The sequence below is a fragment of the Leucobacter sp. G161 genome (assembly GCF_001482305.1).
GTDB lineage: Bacteria > Actinomycetota > Actinomycetes > Actinomycetales > Microbacteriaceae > Leucobacter.
This window is the reverse complement of record NZ_LOHP01000021.1, coordinates 43,478-60,652: the sequence shown is the minus strand read 5'-3', so window position 1 is coordinate 60,652 and position 17,175 is coordinate 43,478. Positions and strand designations below refer to the sequence as shown.

General features: G+C 67.8%; 17 protein-coding genes. 5 read left to right on the top strand and 12 right to left on the bottom strand.

The window, feature by feature from the left end:
• Window positions 1-47: 47 nt before the first annotated feature.
• Window positions 48-1,685, bottom strand: coding sequence for a SulP family inorganic anion transporter (locus AUL38_RS02835; RefSeq protein ID WP_235590578.1), 1,638 nt, complete (start codon window positions 1,683-1,685; stop codon window positions 48-50).
• 123 nt (window positions 1,686-1,808) lie between these two features.
• Between AUL38_RS02835 and AUL38_RS02830 the strand changes: the two genes are divergently transcribed.
• Window positions 1,809-3,152 (top strand): anaerobic C4-dicarboxylate transporter, encoded by a 1,344-nt coding sequence (locus tag AUL38_RS02830; RefSeq protein WP_083506538.1) that lies wholly within the window; start codon window positions 1,809-1,811, stop codon window positions 3,150-3,152.
• A gap of 152 nt (window positions 3,153-3,304) precedes the next feature.
• Here the strand turns inward: AUL38_RS02830 and AUL38_RS02825 are convergent, their stop codons facing one another.
• From AUL38_RS02825 to AUL38_RS02815, 3 genes are all read right to left on the bottom strand, one after another.
• Entirely contained in the window at window positions 3,305-3,934 is a 630-nt protein-coding gene (locus AUL38_RS02825) for a GNAT family N-acetyltransferase (RefSeq protein WP_059059135.1), read from the bottom strand.
• A gap of 12 nt (window positions 3,935-3,946) precedes the next feature.
• Window positions 3,947-5,044 carry an N-formylglutamate amidohydrolase gene (locus tag AUL38_RS02820; protein ID WP_059059133.1) on the bottom strand — a complete coding sequence of 366 codons (1,098 nt, stop codon included), beginning with the start codon at window positions 5,042-5,044 and terminating at the stop codon, window positions 3,947-3,949.
• Window positions 5,045-5,106: 62 nt separating this feature from the next.
• Window positions 5,107-5,583 (bottom strand): RimK/LysX family protein, encoded by a 477-nt coding sequence (locus tag AUL38_RS02815; RefSeq protein WP_153006441.1) that lies wholly within the window; start codon window positions 5,581-5,583, stop codon window positions 5,107-5,109.
• Between the two features lie 26 nt (window positions 5,584-5,609).
• Between AUL38_RS02815 and AUL38_RS02810 the strand changes: the two genes are divergently transcribed.
• Window positions 5,610-6,806, top strand: coding sequence for a RimK family alpha-L-glutamate ligase (locus tag AUL38_RS02810; RefSeq protein ID WP_059059130.1), 1,197 nt, complete (start codon window positions 5,610-5,612; stop codon window positions 6,804-6,806).
• 38 nt (window positions 6,807-6,844) lie between these two features.
• Here AUL38_RS02810 and AUL38_RS02805 read toward each other — a convergent pair whose 3' ends face one another.
• Window positions 6,845-7,558 (bottom strand): YceI family protein, encoded by a 714-nt coding sequence (locus tag AUL38_RS02805; protein WP_059059129.1) that lies wholly within the window; start codon window positions 7,556-7,558, stop codon window positions 6,845-6,847.
• Between the two features lie 93 nt (window positions 7,559-7,651).
• Window positions 7,652-8,248 carry a hypothetical protein gene (locus tag AUL38_RS02800; RefSeq protein ID WP_201023668.1) on the bottom strand — a complete coding sequence of 199 codons (597 nt, stop codon included), beginning with the start codon at window positions 8,246-8,248 and terminating at the stop codon, window positions 7,652-7,654.
• Window positions 8,249-8,355: 107 nt separating this feature from the next.
• Here AUL38_RS02800 and AUL38_RS02795 point away from each other — a divergent pair, with 107 nt between their 5' ends.
• Together AUL38_RS02795 and AUL38_RS02790 are read left to right on the top strand one after the other, a co-directional pair.
• A complete protein-coding gene (locus tag AUL38_RS02795) occupies window positions 8,356-9,558 on the top strand; it encodes a sensor histidine kinase (protein ID WP_059059127.1) in 1,203 nt (400 codons plus the stop codon).
• Window positions 9,555-10,232, top strand: coding sequence for a response regulator transcription factor (locus AUL38_RS02790; RefSeq protein ID WP_059059125.1), 678 nt, complete (start codon window positions 9,555-9,557; stop codon window positions 10,230-10,232). The genes AUL38_RS02795 and AUL38_RS02790 overlap by 4 nt, the downstream gene beginning before the upstream one ends.
• A gap of 51 nt (window positions 10,233-10,283) precedes the next feature.
• Here AUL38_RS02790 and AUL38_RS02785 read toward each other — a convergent pair whose 3' ends face one another.
• The 3 genes from AUL38_RS02785 to AUL38_RS02775 all read right to left on the bottom strand — a co-directional run bounded on the left by AUL38_RS02785 (window position 10,284) and on the right by AUL38_RS02775 (window position 12,574).
• Window positions 10,284-11,234 (bottom strand): diacylglycerol kinase family protein, encoded by a 951-nt coding sequence (locus AUL38_RS02785; protein WP_059059124.1) that lies wholly within the window; start codon window positions 11,232-11,234, stop codon window positions 10,284-10,286.
• 206 nt (window positions 11,235-11,440) lie between these two features.
• Window positions 11,441-12,010 (bottom strand): hypothetical protein, encoded by a 570-nt coding sequence (locus AUL38_RS02780; RefSeq protein ID WP_059059121.1) that lies wholly within the window; start codon window positions 12,008-12,010, stop codon window positions 11,441-11,443.
• A 21-nt stretch (window positions 12,011-12,031) separates the two neighbouring features.
• On the bottom strand, window positions 12,032-12,574 hold the full coding sequence (locus tag AUL38_RS02775; RefSeq protein WP_059059118.1) for a GNAT family N-acetyltransferase: 543 nt from the start codon (window positions 12,572-12,574) through the stop codon (window positions 12,032-12,034).
• 45 nt (window positions 12,575-12,619) lie between these two features.
• On the opposite strand from AUL38_RS02775, the gene AUL38_RS02770 reads away from it, so the two are divergent.
• Entirely contained in the window at window positions 12,620-14,239 is a 1,620-nt protein-coding gene (locus AUL38_RS02770) for a deoxyguanosinetriphosphate triphosphohydrolase family protein (protein ID WP_059059116.1), read from the top strand.
• 221 nt (window positions 14,240-14,460) lie between these two features.
• Here AUL38_RS02770 and AUL38_RS02765 read toward each other — a convergent pair whose 3' ends face one another.
• From AUL38_RS02765 to AUL38_RS02755, 3 genes are read right to left on the bottom strand one after another with little or no spacing between them, the layout of a single operon-like run.
• Window positions 14,461-15,150, bottom strand: coding sequence for a CoA pyrophosphatase (locus tag AUL38_RS02765; RefSeq protein ID WP_059059113.1), 690 nt, complete (start codon window positions 15,148-15,150; stop codon window positions 14,461-14,463).
• A 17-nt stretch (window positions 15,151-15,167) separates the two neighbouring features.
• A complete protein-coding gene (locus tag AUL38_RS02760; RefSeq protein WP_235590577.1) occupies window positions 15,168-15,521 on the bottom strand; it encodes a hypothetical protein in 354 nt (117 codons plus the stop codon).
• On the bottom strand, window positions 15,518-17,122 hold the full coding sequence (locus AUL38_RS02755) for an acyl-CoA carboxylase subunit beta (RefSeq protein ID WP_059059111.1): 1,605 nt from the start codon (window positions 17,120-17,122) through the stop codon (window positions 15,518-15,520). Before AUL38_RS02755 ends, AUL38_RS02760 begins: the two co-directional genes overlap by 4 nt.
• Between the last annotated feature and the right edge of the window lie 53 nt (window positions 17,123-17,175).

The window sequence follows — 17,175 nt, the reverse complement described above, 5'->3', positions numbered from 1 at the left end:
CGTCAGCCGCAGGAACTATCCGCGTGGCACCAGGGTACCGAATCTCGTTAGGAGGCCCGCCTGATGTGGTCTCGTGCGTGCTCGAGCGCGGGGTCAAGCTCGTCGAACAGATGATGCGGATCGCGCAGCGACGCGATCACCCCGAGTCGGTCGAGCAGCGTGCGGTGATGCGCCTGCACCCCCTTGATGAGCACGGTGACGCCGCGCCGTTCGAGGGTGGCGACCAGGCCAGCGAGCGCGTTCGCGCCGGTCGCGTCGATGATCTGCAGGTCGGAGAGGCGGAGGATCGCGACCTCAACCCCTTCCTCATCTTGGATCGCCTCGACGAGCCGGTCTGCTGCACCGAAGAAGAGCGAGCCCTCGACTTTGAACAGTGCGATGCGCTCGTCGCCAAGTTCGACCTCGCCCGGCAGTGTCTCACGCGTCGCGACGCTCATGTTGCCGAGAGTGCGCAGCGCGAAGAAGGCGGCGACCGCGACGCCGATGCCGACGGCAACAACGAGGTCGACGCTCACGGTGATGAGTAGGGTGATCGCGAAGGTCGCAGCGCTCGATTTGCCCGAGCGGAACACGCGCTTTGCGGTCTCGAACGACACCATGCGGGCGGCGGTCATCATGAGCACTCCGGCGAGGGCGGCGAGCGGGATCGCGCCGACGACGGGGGCTGCGACGAGCACGACGAGCAGGAGCGCGAGGGCGTGGATGATCGCCGCGAGCCGGGTTCTGGCGCCCGAGCGTACGTTCACGGCGGTGCGGGCGATGGCGCCCGTCGCCGGCATGCCGCCGAAGAGCCCGGACGCGACCGAGGCGAGGCCCTGACCGAAGAGCTCGCGGTCGGCGTTCACTGGCCCGGTGTCGGCGATGGTTGCGGCGACGCGCGCCGAGAGCAGCGATTCGATGGCCGCGAGCGCGGCAACCGCGGCCGCGGGGCCGGCGAGCGACGCGAGCATGGCGGCGTCGAAGCTCGGCAGGGTCGGGGCCGGCAGGCTGCTCGGGAGCTCCCCGATCGTGGGGAGCAGGCTGCCCGTGAGCGCTGCGATGACGGAGACGATGAGGATCGCGGCGAAGGACGCCGGGAACGCTGGCACGAAGCGCTCGAGGAGCAGCATGATGATGGCGACGGCTGCGACCGCCGCGAGGGGGAGGAGCGCGCCAGGCCATGCGGCCTCGGTAACAGTCTGCCAGGCGGCGACCACCGCGTTCGAGGAGTGGCCCTCGGCTGCGACCCCGAGGGCGGCGGGGACCTGCTGCAGGAAGATGATGATGCCGATGCCCGCGGTGAACCCCTCGATGACGGGCCAGGGGATATAGCTCACCGCGCGACCGAGCCTGAAGATGCCCGCGAGGATGACCATGATGCCGGCCATGAGGCTGACGACGGCGACGGCGCCTGCGCCGTGCAGCACGACGATGGGGGCGAGCACGACGACCATCGCGCCGGTTGGGCCGGATACTTGCACGTTGGATCCGCCGAAGACGGCAGCGACGAGGCCCGCGACGATCGCGGTGATGAGGCCGGCCTCTGCCCCGACGCCGGAGCTCACGCCGAAGGCGAGCGCGAGCGGCAGCGCGACGATGCCGACCGTGAGGCCGGCGACGACGTCACCTCGCCAGCCGGTGCGCAGGCCGCTGTAGTCGTCTCGGGTGGGGAGCAGGGCCCGAGGCCCCGCAAGGATTGCGGACACGTGTTGCCTTTCTCTCGTCACTCCCATCATGCCTCACGTGTGTTGATAGATGCTACACAGAAAAAGCTTCGCTAAGACTCGTTCGACGGATAGTCTGATGCAGAATCATTCAAAGGGGAACTCGTGGACATCTTTCTCTTCATCACGCAGCTACTCGTTGTGCTCGGCTGTATCGTCATGGGCACGCGGTCAAGTGGGGTTGGTCTCGGACTCTGGGGCGGCACCGGCGTCGCCATCCTGGTCTTCGTGTTCGGCCTTGCTCCCGGCGCACCGCCGGTCGACGCGCTGCTCATCGTCCTCTCCGTTGTACTCGCATCCTCGATGATGCAGGCCGCAGGCGGCATCGACTGGATGGTGTCGATCGCGGCCAAGGTTATTTCGAAGAACCCGAAGCAGATCACCCTCATCGCCCCGCTCACGGCGTTCCTGTTCTCGGTCGGTGCGGGCACCTCGAACATCCTGTACCCGCTGCTCCCGGTGATCTACGATCTGTCGTATCGCAACGGGATCCGCCCCTCGCGCCCGCTCTCGCTTTCCGTTGTCGCGACGGGAATCGCGCTCGCGTGTAGCCCGGTGTCCGCAGCAATGGCTGCGATGATCGCGCTCACCGACACGGCACCGTGGAACTTCGAGCTCATGGACATCATCAAGGTGACCCTCCCCGCAGCGATCGTCGGCATCTTCCTCGCCAGCCTCTTCGTGCGCCGCCTCGGCAAGGACATCGCCGATGACCCGGAGATCCAGGCGAAGATCGCGTCTGGCAAGCTCGTCGCACCCGGCGCCACCGCGACCGCAGTCAAGGCCGAGGTCACCGTCACCAGCCAGGGCCGCTGGGCGGCAATCATCTTCCTGCTCGGCGTGCTCGTCATCGTTATCTTCGGCCTCTTCTCCGGGCTGCGCCCCCTCGGCGCGGACGAGTCGCCCATCGCCATGACGCCCATCATCGAGATCATCATGTTTGTCTCGGGCACGCTCATCATGCTCGTGTCGAAGCCGAAGGTCTCCGAGATCCCGACGATGACGGTGTTCCGTGCCGGTATGGTCTCGGCAATCGCACTCTTCGGTCTCGCCTGGCTCACGAACACGTTCCTCGGGGAGCACTCGCAGCTCGTTGCCGACGGCATCGGTGGTCTCGTCGACACGGCACCGTGGATCTTCGCCCTCGGCGTCTTCCTCGTCTGCGTGCTCACGACCAGCCAGTCGACTGCGACAAACTCGATTGTGCCGATTGGTCTCGCCGCCGGTATCCCGCTCGGCCTCATGAGCGGCATGTGGGCGGGTGCCTTCGCCGGTATCTATCTGCTGCCGACGAACGGCTCGCAGATCGCCGCGGCGAACTTCGACGAGTCCGGCTCGACGAAGCTCGGCACGAAGCTCGTCGACCACTCGTTCTTCCTCCCGACACTCATCCTCGCGGCGGCGACCATCGCGGTCGGCTCGCTCTTCGGAGTGCTCTGGGGCGGATAGACCCACGCTCGGGGCCGCGCGCGGCCGCCTGAGTGCCCGAAGATCTGGGATCTCCCCAAGCTATGTTCGATCCGCGAGGAAACGACATACTTGCGGGAGATCACAGATCTTCTGTCGTTGGGGGTAGGGCAGGGCTGGCTGGGTGCAGCCGCTTAGCCCGCAGCGCGGAGGTAGCTTTGCACCGTCGGTGACCCGGGAATGTGGATCTGCTTCGCGGCGACGTAGCCGATGCGCTCGTAGCGTGCATCGTTCGCGGGGTTCGATGACTCGAGGTACGTCTGCAGGCCCATCTCGTCGTAGCGCTCGAGCGCTGCCGCGACGAGGCCCATCCCGATGCCCAGCCCGCGCGCCTCGGGAGCCACCGCGAGCATGGAGAGGTAGGCGTGTGGCTCGGTTGGGCGTGCCTCAGCAAACAGGTCGCCCTCGCCGAGCAGCGCCTCAGCGGCAGCGTCACCGATGGTCGAGCGCAACAGCGCTTCGTAGGCAGGCGCGTCGTCCTCGTGCACCTCGTCTGCGCCGGGCGGGAACCACGTCGACACAGCGCCGATGCTGCCGTCGGGGCACTCAGCGAGGAGCGGTTCGCCGTGGCCGATCGCCTGGTCAACCATGAACCGCCAGTGCGCGAGCGCGTGCTCCCGCCGGTCGGGATGCTCGGGGAAGGCGGGCCCCCAGACCGGATCGTTCAGAAACCCCTCGCAGAGAATGCGTGCGGTCTCCTCGAGATCACCCGCCTCGAGCGGACGAACGGTGAACTGGGTAGCAGCGTCTTCGGTGTGAGCCATAGTGCTCCGATGTTACTGCGCGGCGCGGAATGCATCCCAAGCGCGCTTGCAGGCGCGTGCGATCATGTCGACGTGCGCCGGATCCTCTGCGACCCAGTCGGTGCCGGGCTGCTGCAGCTCGGCGGCAGCGGCATCGCCGAGCAGGAACTCGCGCAGGAACTCGGCCTGCACTGCGCCGAGGCTGAGCCCAGCGGCGTCGGCTTCCGCGCGCAGCTTCCCGAAGCGTTCGCCGGCAGCGCGGATCTCCTCGCTCCCGAGGTACGGCTGGTTGAGGAGCACCGCATCAGGATCGGACACGTTGAAGCCGGACCGGTGGGCGGCGGCGAGGGCGCGCAGCGCCGCGGGATCCATGGTGGGCCGATCCGCTGGATCGCGCTCCTCGCCGTCGTGGTCGCCGCGGTTCGAGAGCGCGACGGCGGCGGGGAGCCGGTCTGCCTCGGCGCGCTCGACGTTCACCGCGCCCTCGCGGGTGGTGGTGGTGTTCATGGTGTCGTGGAACGACAGTCGGGTGAATGATCCGCCCCGCTTGAGGCCCTGGGCGACGAAGCGGTCCGTAAGGTCCTCGCGGGTGCGCTCGTACACGCCGAGGCCCTGCTCTGCGGTGTCCGCGAATGCGTCGACGAGGCGCTGCAGCCCCTCCTCGGTGTCGGGGATCTCGAGGATCGGGAAGAACGAGAACGTCACGGGGCGGATCGCGTCGACGCCAGTGAGGTCGACCTTCTGCCATGCGCCGGCGGCACGCACCCGCTCGATCGCTGCCGCGAGGTCGGCGCGCACCTCGGCAGGCTTCTTGCGGTTCGGGTCGCGGATGAGGCGGGGGTGCGGATTGATCACTGCGACAATGCGGTGATCAATCTCTGCCCAGCGGCGCACGATTGCCGCGGTTGCGACGTCGGAGAAGTCGTACTGCAGTCGGCGGGTGAGCGCGGGGGAGAGGAACTCGGCGAGCTCCTCGGGGATCGCGGCGCCCGAGTGTGGTGTCGCGACCAGCAGGTCGGCGTCGGCGATCGCCTCGTCAAGCGTGCGTGTCTCCGGGCTTGCGTAGTGCGTGATCTGTTCGGCGGTGAAGATCGTGCCGGCCGGGATTAGGTCGAGAGAGTTCGTGCTCATGTGCTCAGACTACTCAGGAGTCACGCGGCTGACCAGGGGTTTGTGGACTGAGTTTGTGGAACCTATGCGCGTCCGCGGTTGCGTTTGCGGATCTTTGCAGGCGGCCGACCCCCGAGGTACGACGCGCCCGAGTCGACGACGTATCCCTGCTTGAGCGCCTCGCGCCCGATGAGCATGCGAAACACCATCTCTTCGCGGTCGGTGAGCGTGACCTCGACCGGTACCTCGCGGCCGCACAGGCCGAGTTCCATCACGACGACGAGCCGGTCCTGCGTGTGCCCGGACGAGCTGCGAACCGTGCGACGGTCATGGACGGGGAGCGCCACCTCGACCTCGTCGAGCGTGCCCTCCTGCCACGGCTGCACCGTGAACCGGACCCACTCGGCGTCGTCTCGTTCGAAGACGGTAATGTTGCCCGCGTGCAGGGCCGAGGTCTGCGCCCCGGTGTCGATCTTGGCTTTGATCCACGGCACCCCGATTCCGGGCAGGCTCACCCATTCACGCCAGCCCGTCAAGGTGCTTGAATAGTATTCGTCCACGACTCCTATCTTGGCAGGAAATACCCTTGAAACTGGCGATTCTTTCGCGCGCCCCGCAGGCGTACTCGACGCAGCGCCTCCGCGCGGCCGCAGAAGCACGCGGCCACACCGTGAAGGTGCTCAACACCCTTCGCTTTGCGATCGATCTCGCGACGGATGAACCCGACCTGCGCTACCGCGGGAAGCAGCTGAGCGACTACGACGCGATCCTGCCGCGCATCGGGAACTCGATTACCTATTTCGGCACTGCGGTCGTGCGCCAGTTCGAGCAGATGGATGTCTACACGCCGAACACCGCGAATGGCATCTCGAACGCGCGCGACAAGCTGCGGGCGATCCAGATTCTCTCGCGCCACTCCATCGAGATGCCGCCGACCGCGTTCGTGCGCAACCGTGCTGACGTACGCCCCGCGATCGAATCGGTCGGTGGCGCACCCGTCGTCATCAAACTGCTTGAGGGCACGCAGGGCATCGGCGTGATCCTCGCCCCGCAGGTGAAGGTCGCCGAGGCCATCATCGAGACGCTGCACTCGACGCAGCAGAACGTGCTCATCCAGAAGTTCATCGCCGAGAGCCGCGGCCGCGATATTCGCGCCCTCGTTGTCGGCGACCGGGTGGTTGCCGCGATGCGCCGCGTCGCCTCGGGTGACGAGTTCCGCTCGAACGTGCACCGCGGCGGCACCGTCGAGCCCGTGAAGCTTGACCCGGCCTACGAACAGACCGCGGTGCGCGCCGCGCAGATCATGGGCCTGCGCGTCGCCGGTGTCGACATGCTCGAGGGCGACGACGGCCCGCTGGTCATGGAGGTGAACTCATCGCCTGGCCTGCAGGGCATTGAGACCGCCACCGACCTCGACGTCGCAGGCGCGATCATCGACTACATCGCGAACCAGGTGAACTTCCCCGAGATCGACGTGCGGCAGCGCCTCTCCGTATCGACGGGGTACGGCGTCGCCGAGATCTCGATGCACGAGGGCGCAGAGCACGTCGGCAAGCAGCTCGGCGATCTCGGGCTCTGGGAGCGCGACATCACCGTGCTGACGCTGCATCGCGGCGTGCAGGTCATCCCGAACCCGCGCAAGCACGTGCTGCTCGAGGCGGAGGATCGGCTGCTGTGCTTCGGCAAGCTCGAGGAGATGCGCTCGATGATCCCGGAGCGGCCCCGCCGCCGCGCCCGCGTGCGGAAGCTCCCGCCCGAGGCGCAGGATCTCGTCGACGGGTAGCGGGGCCGGCGGTCTCACCGCACGCGAAGCTCGGCGCGTTACGCCCGCTTCGCGACGAGCTGGAACTCAACGAACCCGTCGGGCTCGACCGCGACGAAACCGAGGCTGGGCGCTGTCACGCCGTAGTCAGCGAAGGTGATGGGGATTGCGCCGGCAAGCTCGGCGGTCGTGCCGTCGCTGCGGAGCTCGACGTCGACGGTGACGGGCTGGGTGACGCCCGCGAGCGTGAGCTCACCCGTCGCCGTCGCCTGCACGGTCTCACCCGAGACCGGTGCTTCGGCGAGCGTGACTGGTTCGGTGAGGGTGAAGGTTGCATCGGGGAACTCGCTTGTGCGCAGCGCCTGATCGCGGAAGTAGGCGTCGCGGGATCCGCTATCGGTCGTGATCGATGCGACGTCGACGGCGAGCTCCGCTGCGTCGAGCGTGAGTCCGTCCTGACCGATGGTGAAGGTGCCCGTCACCTGGGGCGTGCGGCCCGTCACGGTGACGTCGGTGCCGTTGAGTACCTCATCGACGCGGTAGCCCGCCTCTGAGCCGTCGCTGATCGCCCACTCGCCGGTGAGGGCAGCTGGATCGAGCTGCCCGGCTGCCGCGGTGTCGGCGGCTGCGGCCGACTCTCCGAGCGTTGGGGCTGCCGCTGCCGGAGGGGCGATGAGGTCGCGGTAGATGGCGGGTCCGGCGAGGGCGCCCACCGTGCCGAGCACGAGGACGCCGGCGCCGACGCCGAGCAGGATCTTGTGACTCTTCTGCATAGTGGGCTCTTCCGTTGGTGCGGGCGGGTGCATTTACTGTCCCAGCCCGAGCCCCGAAAAACCTTTGAAAACAGTGGGAGAAACCTGGGCGGCTCAGCCGCGTTGCTGATCGACCGCGCTGCGCCGGTCTGGGTCGGCGCAGCCGCTGTCGCTGCCACCGCCAGACAGCGTCACCCACACGGGCCAGCCCACGAACCAGATGCCGGTGACGAGCCACACCCTCCCGATCCAGCCGATGAGCGCCTCGGTGCGGCTCGAATCGCCGACGAGCCAAACGATGAGGCCGATGACCGCCGTCGCGATCACCGCGCAGAGCAGCATTTTGCCCCACTGCTCCCATTCGTATCGCACCTGCGCAGGCCCCGATTTCGGTGCCTTGAACGGCGGCGGGCCGCCCGCGAAGCGGTGCGCGAACCAGCCGTCTGCGCGCGAAATGATCTGGTGCCCGAACGCGACGGTGAAGCCGAGATAGACGGCCCCGAGGCCGTGCGCGAAGTCCGCGGTCGCGCCGTTCACCACGAGATCCCAGGTGATGAAGGCGAGCAACAGCAGATCGAGCAGCGGCACGCACAGCAACAGCACGCTCGATAGCCGCTTGAGTCGCAGCAGGTAGCGCGCGCCCAGCCCACCCCCGAGCATCACCCAAAACCCGATCTCGCAGGCAATGATGCCGACCACAATGATGTTCATGGATCAAGCCTCGCGGCCGCGTCGCTCGCGCGGCTCCACCGAGTGGTCGGCCTGTCTCATCCGTTCGAATGAGATCCAGCCGGGCACCGGTACGGGAGGATGGAACCATGAACGCTGACTGGTGGGTGAGACTGCGGGCGCAGCCCGCCCGGCGAACCGCGCTGATCGCGCTGTTCTGGCTCGCCGTCGGCGTCGCGCTGTGGGCGTTTGGTGTCGGCGGCCTCTGGCGGCACCTCGCGCTATGGCCCGCCCCGCCGTGGGCGTTCCTCGTGACGCTCGGCGCAATCGCCCCGCTCGTGCTCCTGCGTACTCGACGGCCGTTCCTCGGCCTCGCCCTCGGAACGATCATCACGCTGGTTGACACCCTCATGGGGGCGAGCCTCGGGGTCGTGCTGGTATTCACCGATCTCGTCTACGCGGCGATCAAATACGGCGGTGATCGCGGGGTGCGGATCCTCACCCGTGTCGCCGGTGGCCTCGGCCTCGCGCTCGTGATCGCGCTGTTTGGAATTGTGCCCCGTGACCCCGGCCTAGCGGTGATGCTCGTGCAGTGGGCGCTCATCGTGCTGGTTTCGGGTCTGTGGGGCTGGAACGTGCGCGCGGAACGCGCGCGCACCCGCAGCGAGCTCGACGCGCGGCACGCCGACGAAAACCGAGAGCTGCGCAGCCGCATCGCCCACGACCTCCACGACCTCGTCGCGAACCAGATCGCAGTCGCGGGCCTCCACATCGAGGCCGCGAAGCTGCAGTCGGAGAAACTCGCGCAGGAGCATGGGCCGCTCACTCAGAGCCTCGACCGGGCCAAGCTTGGCACTGACCGCGCACACCGGGAACTGCGCGGGCTCATCTCCGTGCTCACCGCCGTCGATGCGACTGACGGGCGGGAACCGGTGCGGGTCGCCGAAGCGCTGCAGCAACTCGGACAGCTCCTCCCGGCCGGCCGGGCGATCCGCTGGGAGGACGGGGCCGCGGCCCGCATCAGCGAGGTGCTCCCGCCCGCGCAGGCCTCGCGAGCGACCATTGTGCTGCGCGTGCTCCAGGAGCTCGTTGCCAATGCCGCCCAACACGGCGTGGGGGACCTCACTGTCAGCGCGGAGAAGGTGGCCGGCCGCGACCTGTGCGTGACGCTCACGAACGCCGTGGCCACCGGCAGCGCTGCGGAGCGCCCAAGTGGCGGGCTCGGCGTCGCAGGAACGAGCGTGCTGTTGGCGAGCCTCGGCGGAGCACTCGACTCGCGCGACACGCATGCGGGCTGGCGCGCGACACTGACAATTCCACTCCAGGAAGCCACGGGCAGGGGGACCACATGACCACTCCGATCAGAGTGCTCATCGCTGACGATCACGAGGCCGTGCGCGGCGGGGTCGCGGCGATCCTGCAAGCGGGCGACGGGATCGAGGTCGTCGCCGAGGCCGAAAACGGCTTCGACGCGCTCGCCGCATGCCATCGCGAACGCCCGGACGTCGCGCTCGTCGACCTCCGCATGCCCGGCACTGACGGGGTCTGGGCGACCGAGCGGATCACCGCAGAGACCACCACCCGCGTGCTCGTCCTCACCACATTCGACTCTGGCGAGCTCATCGCGAGTGCCCTCGCCGCGGGCGCGCACGGCTACCTGCTGAAGTCCACGAGCGGCAGCGAGCTCATCGACGCGGTGCGGCACGTCGCGGCCGACAGACACGTGCTCGATCCAGCGATTGCCGGGTCAGTGATCGCGGGCTTCGCGGAGGCGCAGCGGGCAGCGCCGGGGGGAGTCGCTGCCGGCTCAGTAGGGGCGGAAGCGGGCGCGGCAGGCCTTGCCGACCTAACACCGCGCGAGCGCGAGGTACTCGCGTTGCTCGTCGACGGGCTCACGAATCAGCAGATCGCCACCACCCTGCACATTGGGCTCACCACCGCGAAGACCCACGTCGGCGCGCTCTACGCGAAGAGCGGTGCGAGCTCGCGCGTGCAGCTTGCGGCACTCGGCGCTGCGGTGCGCTGACGCCCCAAGCGTCAGGGCGAGCGGCGTGATGCCCGGCCCGCGCACGCCGCGCTAGCGCACGCGCAGGGCGCTCGGCAGGATCCGCACCTCGAATGCGGCGACGTCTTCGAAGTCGTCGCCGTCGACCTCGAAGGCGTGCGGGTGCGGGAGCTCGACGCGCACGGTGCGCGCACGCAGGTGCTCGGTGGTCTCTGAGCTTTCGGCGCGGTCTGCCCCGGTGAGGAGCCGCTTCAGGCCGTTGTCCCACACCATGTTGCGCATCGTGTCCAGCCAGTCGCTGGCGCCATCTGCGCGGAGCACGAGCAGGTCAAGTTCGCCGTCGTCGGGCTGCGCGTCTGGCACCAGCGTCATCCCGCCCTGAATCGTGCCGCAGTTCGCGATGAGGAGCGTGTGCGCCTGCTCGGGCGCTGCCTCGCCGTCGTCGAGCGTCAACGAGAACTCCACCACCTCGGTCTCGGTCGCCGCGCGGCCGAGTGACTCGACGTAGGCGAGCCAGCCGGCCTTCGCCTTGAGCTCGTCGTCGGTCTCGACGATCATGTGCGCGTCGATCCCGAAGCCAACCATGACCACGAAGCTGTGCGTCTCCTCGGAGCCGTCCGCGAACGAGAGGCGCACCGATCCGAGATCCAGTGGCCGCGCGCTGTTCGTGAGCACGCGCGAGAACGCGGCCTCGATATCGCCGAGTGGCACGTCGAGGTTGCGCGCGAGAAGGTTGCCGGTGCCGAGCGGGAGGATCCCGAGCTCTGCTGCCGGGGCGCCGGAACCGCCGAGCGCTTCAGCGACCGCGCGAACGGTGCCGTCACCGCCAGCGGCAACGATGAGCGAGCAGCCGGCAGCGATCGCGGCGGCGGTAGCGCCCTGGCCAGGGTCTTCCTTTGTGGTCTCGAACCAGCGCACCTCGGCGGTGCTCGCAGCATCGGTCACTGCGGCGTCAACCGCCTGCCGCAGCTCTTCCTCCGCAACCTTCGATGGATTCCAGACGATTCCGATGGCTTGGTTCACGGTGTTCCCCCTGCGATGACACCTCTCGCGCTGTCGCGAGGCGTTCGTGCATCTATGATTTCTGTCCTCGCTGTTGGGAAGCTGTGTGCGGGCCGAACGCGAGCCCGAGCGCGAGCCCGAATCCTGAGTTCGGACCCCGCTCCCGGATCCTGAGTTCGGATCCCGCTCGCGGATCCTGAGTTCGGATCCCGCTCCCGGATCGGACCTTACAGGGCCGCGAGCTGCGCCTTCCAGTGCGCCCGCCAGTGCTCAATCTGCTCGCCGTCGGGCAGCCCGTCTTGGCTGATCGCGAGGGTGGTCTTCCCCTCGCCCTTCGGGGTGGCTGCGACCTCGACCTTGCCCGCACCCGCGAGATTGAAGCGCCAGAACGACCGCTTCTCGGTGCGGGAACTGCGGCGATCGGTGACGGTGTGCCCTAGATGATTGGCGACCGCCCCGTACGCGGTTGCCCATGCCTCGAGTGCGGCATCACGGTCGAGGGTGAGCGTGCGGCTCGCACTCACGCGGAACGACCCGGTCGACGACTGGCCGGGCACGCGGAGGCCGACATGCTGCTCAAAGGCGATCGCGACGCCCTGCGCCCACCACTCTTCGTTCTCGACTCCGGGTGGCATTGTCGACAGCGCCAACCGCGCGATCTCGGTGTGGCTCAGCGAGCGGGCCCCGTGCACGGTAAAGACGGCAAGCCATTCATCCCAGGGGCGACCCGTCGCGCGCTCGATTGCCGGGACGCGTTCCCCGCGAGTCTGATTGCCGAAACTACCGCTGCTGCTCATGCCAACAGTGTAGGTGCGACCTCAGACATTCCGGTCGCTCGCGAGCATCCCGTACACGAGCGTGTCGCACCACTCCCCACGCATCCAGTCGTTTGCCCGCAGGTGGCCCTCAAGCTGCATCCCGAGCCGCTCGGCGACGCGCATCGACGGCTCGTTGCGTGGGTCGATTCGTGCGGCCACGCGGTGCATGCGTTCGTCGTTGAAGAGATGGTCGAGGAGCGCAGCTGCGGCTTCGGTGACGAAGCCCTGACCTGCGTGCTCGGGGTCGCCGGCCCAACCGATCTCGGCGACCCGATGCTCCCGATCGGTGAACCAGCTCACAATGTCGGCCACGGGCGTGCCGTCGTATGTTGCGACGAGCGAGACCGCTCCCTGCTCGGTATCGAAGCCCTGCCGGGAGATCCGCTTGGCGAACTCCTCCTCGGCGATGTCCTCGGTCCAGGGGCCAGCGGGAATGAATCGACCGACGTCGGCCTGCGCGTGCACGCTCACCAACCAGTCTCTGTCAGCCTCGGTGAGGAGGCGCAGTTCGAGGCGTTCGGAACGGATGGGGGCGAAAGTCATAGCTCAATGCTAATTGCCGGGTGCCTGAGTGATTGAATGAGGGGCATGACTGAGCAGGCGATCCACGTGAACCGCGCGACCAGGCGATACGCCGAACAGGAATCCTCCCAGCATGCGGCCCTCGCGGCCGAGGCGCCCGAGGTTCCGGGCGCGGCGAGCGGGGTCGACGAGCGAGCCGCCCTCGAAGAGTTCCGCATCGACCTCGAGCGGATCCGCTTCTCTTCGTACTTCGCCCGCCTCTCTGACGTCACACAGGTTGTGCCGCAATCGGGTGTCGGCCCGGTGATGCACAACCGGCTCACCCACTCGCTCAAGGTCAGCGCGGTCGCGCGCGTCGTTGCGGCGAACCTCGCGGGCGCTGCCGCCCAACACGAGGCTTTTGCCCGCGGCGAGGCGGTGAGCGATGACGAGACGGGCGCCACCATTGCCGCACTCGGCGGCTGCGACACGATCGTCGCGCAGGCCGCGGCACACGCACACGATCTCGGACACCCGCCGTTCGGGCACCTTGGGGAGCGCGTCCTCGACCGGGTGGCCCGCGAACGGCTCGGCCTCGCTGAGGGTTTCGAGGGCAACGCGCAGACGTTCCGCATCCTCACGTCGCTCGATACCCTCGGCCGCGACTTCCCCGGTCTGAACCTCACGGCCGCCGTGCGCGCGTCGGTGCTGAAATATCCGTGGACTCGCGGGCGGTGGATCGGCGTGACCGAAGACGAGCTTCCCGTCACCGAGCGGCCGCGCGGTGTCGGCAACGATCCCGTCAAGGGCGCCGAGAAGTTCTCGGCGTACGTGCTTGAGGCCGGCGAACTCGAATCGTCGCTCGCCGCGTTTCCCGCGATTGGCGAAGGGGTGCAGACTGTCGAGTGCGCGGTCATGGACGTCGCCGATGACATCGCGTACGCGGTGCACGACCTCGACGACTTCGCGCGGGCCGGCGTGCTGCAGCACGCCGCGGTCTCGGCCGAACTGCAAACCTGGCTCACCGAGGATTCACTGCTGGCCAGCGAGCCGCTCGAGGCCATCGGCGCTGAGTGGCGCAGGCCGGGCCGGTCCCTCGAACTGCGGTGGCGCAGCATGAATAGCAAGGACGGTTGGATTGCAGACCGCGGCGCCTTCCGCGCGGCCGTGCAGCGTGTGAGTGACGAACTCGCGGACGGACTACTCTCGACACCCTACGATGGCGGGATCGCGAGCGAGCGGGCCGTATCCGGGTTCACCAGGCGCTGGATCGAGCGTCTCCGCTCAGCGATTGTCGTCGAAGCGAATCCGCACATGCGCGGCGGTCACGTGCGCCTAAATCAGCGTGCCTGGCACGAGGTTGCGGTGCTGAAGTTTGTGCACTCGAGCTTTGTGCTTGAGACGCCCGATCTCGCGCACTCGCAGCGCGGACAGGCGCGGGTCGTCGAGGAGCTCGTACTCGGCTTCGACGCGTGGCTGTCGGATCCCTCCGATGCGGGGCGGGCACCTCGGCGGCTGCTCGAATGGGTCGATGAGTCGACCGAGCGGCTGTTTGAGCTGTCGCAGGAACGCCCGGAGTTGCTGCAGGGCGACATCACGGGAACTGGGATCCACCGCAGGGGTCGCGCCCGGGCGATCCTCGACTATGTCTCCTCGTTCACCGACCAGCAGGCGGTAGCGGCCTTCGACCTGCTCACCCGGGCGTAGCGCCTGGCGGGCTGCAGACTGCCTGCAGCCTGCTTCCTCCGCTCAGTTGCCATTACCTCAGCGAGGTCATGGCTGTTTTGCGGTCTATCACTCCTGACTTCGCTGAGGTAATGGCTAGTCAGCGGTGTGCGGTGGGGGCAAGGAGTGAGACTGGGAGTGTGGGCCTGGAGTGAGGCTGGGAGTGGGAGTGGGCGGGGCCGCGCGAGCGCCGGGGAGAAGGGTTAGCCTGCGACCTCGTAGTCGGTGCCCGGCTGCCACGGCACCGACCAGCCGACGCCGTCATAGATGCTCGACAGCAGCATGCCGGTGAACCCCCAGACGACGTGACCGCCGAACCGCTCCTGCAGCTGGAATGCCGCACCGCGGTGCGTGAAGCCCTCGCGTCGCAGCACTGAGTGGCCGCGTGCTGCAGGATCCAGCATCTCGGCGACCGGCACCCGGAACACCTCGACGGATTCCGTGTGATCCGCGGCAACCTCGCTCGGGCGCTGCCACCAGCCGATCACGGGGGTCACGAGGTTTCGGCTCACGGGGACATGGATCTCGGGCAGTGTGCCGAGCACCTCTACGCCTGACGCGTCGAGCCCGGTCTCTTCCTCAGCCTCGCGCAGCGCCGTGACGGTGATGTCGGCGTCTTCCTCTTCGACGCCGCCGCCGGGGAACGCGATCTGTCCGGCATGGTGCCGCATCCGGTTCGCGCGACGGGTGAGCAGAATGTCGAGGTCGGCTGGTACGGGCTGCCCGGCCGAAGAGTCTGCCGGCACCTGATCGAGCGCGCCGAAGAGGATCAGCACGGCTGAGCGCCGCAGCTCCCCGTCAGTCGCTGGGAAGGGCGGGGTGAATTCGATCTCGAATCCGCGATCCACCGCGTCTTTGAGTTGCTGTCGGGCTTCCGCTGCAGTACGTGCCATTCCCCCAGCTTAGGCGCTTAGCCGTCGATGAGGAGGTCGGCGAAGCCATCGGGGACGCGCTGCGACCGTGCCCAGGGCTCGCGGTCGCGCCTGGCGACCCGCTTCACCTGACGTGATTCCTCGGCGCGAGCTTCGGTGAGCACCGCGATGACGGCGGCACGCTCTTCGTCGCTCACCCCGCGGGTGACGAACGTGATGTCGTCGCCGCGGATCGCATCGTCAACGTCGCCTGCGTCCTCGCGCTTGGCGGCATCGCGGGCTGCCGCGTCGGGCGGAAGATCGCCCGTGGTGGCATCGAACTCATCGGCGAGCGCCGCGGCGGAAGTCGCCACGGGTGCCGCGGATTCGGAGAGAGCGGTATCTGGACTCATAGCGGGATGTTGCCGTGCTTCTTCGCGGGCAGCTCGTCGCGCTTGCCGCGGAGGCCGCGGAGCGCCTTGATGACCGCGAGGCGGGTGCCTGCTGGCTCGAGGACATTGTCGATTTCGCCGCGCTCGGCTGCGAGGAACGGGCTGGTGACGTCTGCCGTGTACTTCGCGGTGAGCTTCGCGCGCAGTGCTTCGACGTCCTCGCCGGCTGCCTCAGCGGCAGCGAGCTCCTTGCGGTACAGGATGTTCACGGCGCCGGCGCCGCCCATAACGGCGATCTCGGCGGTGGGCCACGCGATGTTGAAGTCGGCGCCCATCTCCTTCGAACCCATCACGATGTACGCGCCGCCGTAGGCCTTGCGGGTAATGATGGTGACGAGCGGCACGGTGGCTTCGGCGTACGCGAAGAGGAGCTTCGCACCGCGGCGGATCACGCCCTGGTACTCCTGCTCGGTGCCGGGGAGGTAGCCTGGCACGTCGACGAGGGTGAGGATCGGGATCGAGAACGCATCGCAGAAGCGCACGAAGCGTGCGGCCTTTTCGCTCGCGTCAATGTTCAGGGTGCCTGCCATCTGGTTCGGCTGGTTCGCGACGATGCCGACGGTGCGGCCCTCGACGCGGCCGAAACCGATGAGGATGTTCGGGGCGAACAGCGGCTGCACTTCGAGGAAGTCGCCGCCGTCGAGGATCGCCTCGATGACGACCTTCATGTCGTACGGCTGGTTCTGGCTGTCGGGGATGATCGTGTTCAGGCGACGATCGGCCTCGGTGATCTCGTAGGCGGTGTCGCTGTCGTAGATCGGTGCCTCAGCGAGGTTGTTGTCGGGGAGGAAGCTGATGAGCGTGCGCGCGTAGTCGAGCGCATCGAGCTCGTCGCTTGCGAGGTAGTGGGAGACGCCGCTCGTCTTGTTGTGGGTGAGCGCGCCGCCGAGCTCCTCGAAGCCGACCTCTTCGCCGGTGACCGTCTTGATGACGTCGGGGCCGGTGACGAACATGTTGCTCGTCTTGTCGACCATGATGACGAAGTCGGTGAGCGCTGGCGAGTAGACCGCGCCGCCCGCCGACGGGCCCATGACGATCGAGATCTGCGGGATGACGCCCGAGGACATCGTGTTGCGCTTGAAGATCTTCGCGTACTGCGAGAGCGAGAAGACGCCCTCCTGGATGCGCGCGCCGCCCGAGTCGAGCATGCCGATGATGGGCGCGCCGGTCTTCATTGCGAAGTCCATCGCCTTGACGATCTTGTCGCCGGCTGCCTCGCCGAGCGAGCCACCGAAGGTCGTGAAGTCCTGCGAGTAGACGACGACCTGGCGGCCGTGGATCGTGCCAGCGCCGGTGACGACTGCGTCGCCGAAGGGCTTGTTCGCGTCCATGCCGAAGGCGGTGGCGCGGTGCTTCACGTACTTGTCGAACTCGACGAAGGAACCGGGGTCGAGCAGCGAGGCGATGCGCTCGCGTGCGGTCATTTTGCCGCGCGGGTGCTGCTTGGCTGCTGCTGCTGCGTCGCGATCGCCGACTGCCTCTTGGTACTTCAGGCGATGGTCCGCGATGCGGCCTGCCGTCGTTGCGAGGTACTCGGGAGCGGTGTCGTTCTCTGAGGTCACGAGATTAGCCTAGCGCGCGTACCCCCGCCTTCCTTAAAGAACTCCTCCAACTG

Coding starts and splice junctions, on each gene's coding strand:
- AUL38_RS02825 (WP_059059135.1), bottom strand. CDS start 3,934: ATGGCTCACACCGAAGACGCTGCTACCCAGTTCACCGTTCGTCCGCTC.
- AUL38_RS02820 (WP_059059133.1), bottom strand. CDS start 5,044: ATGAGCACGAACTCTCTCGACCTAATCCCGGCCGGCACGATCTTCACC.
- AUL38_RS02805 (WP_059059129.1), bottom strand. CDS start 7,558: ATGCAGAAGAGTCACAAGATCCTGCTCGGCGTCGGCGCCGGCGTCCTC.
- AUL38_RS02800 (WP_201023668.1), bottom strand. CDS start 8,248: ATGAACATCATTGTGGTCGGCATCATTGCCTGCGAGATCGGGTTTTGG.
- AUL38_RS02795 (WP_059059127.1), top strand. CDS start 8,356: ATGAACGCTGACTGGTGGGTGAGACTGCGGGCGCAGCCCGCCCGGCGA.
- AUL38_RS02790 (WP_059059125.1), top strand. CDS start 9,555: ATGACCACTCCGATCAGAGTGCTCATCGCTGACGATCACGAGGCCGTG.
- AUL38_RS02780 (WP_059059121.1), bottom strand. CDS start 12,010: ATGAGCAGCAGCGGTAGTTTCGGCAATCAGACTCGCGGGGAACGCGTC.
- AUL38_RS02775 (WP_059059118.1), bottom strand. CDS start 12,574: ATGACTTTCGCCCCCATCCGTTCCGAACGCCTCGAACTGCGCCTCCTC.
- AUL38_RS02770 (WP_059059116.1), top strand. CDS start 12,620: ATGACTGAGCAGGCGATCCACGTGAACCGCGCGACCAGGCGATACGCC.
- AUL38_RS02765 (WP_059059113.1), bottom strand. CDS start 15,150: ATGGCACGTACTGCAGCGGAAGCCCGACAGCAACTCAAAGACGCGGTG.
- AUL38_RS02760 (WP_235590577.1), bottom strand. CDS start 15,521: ATGAGTCCAGATACCGCTCTCTCCGAATCCGCGGCACCCGTGGCGACT.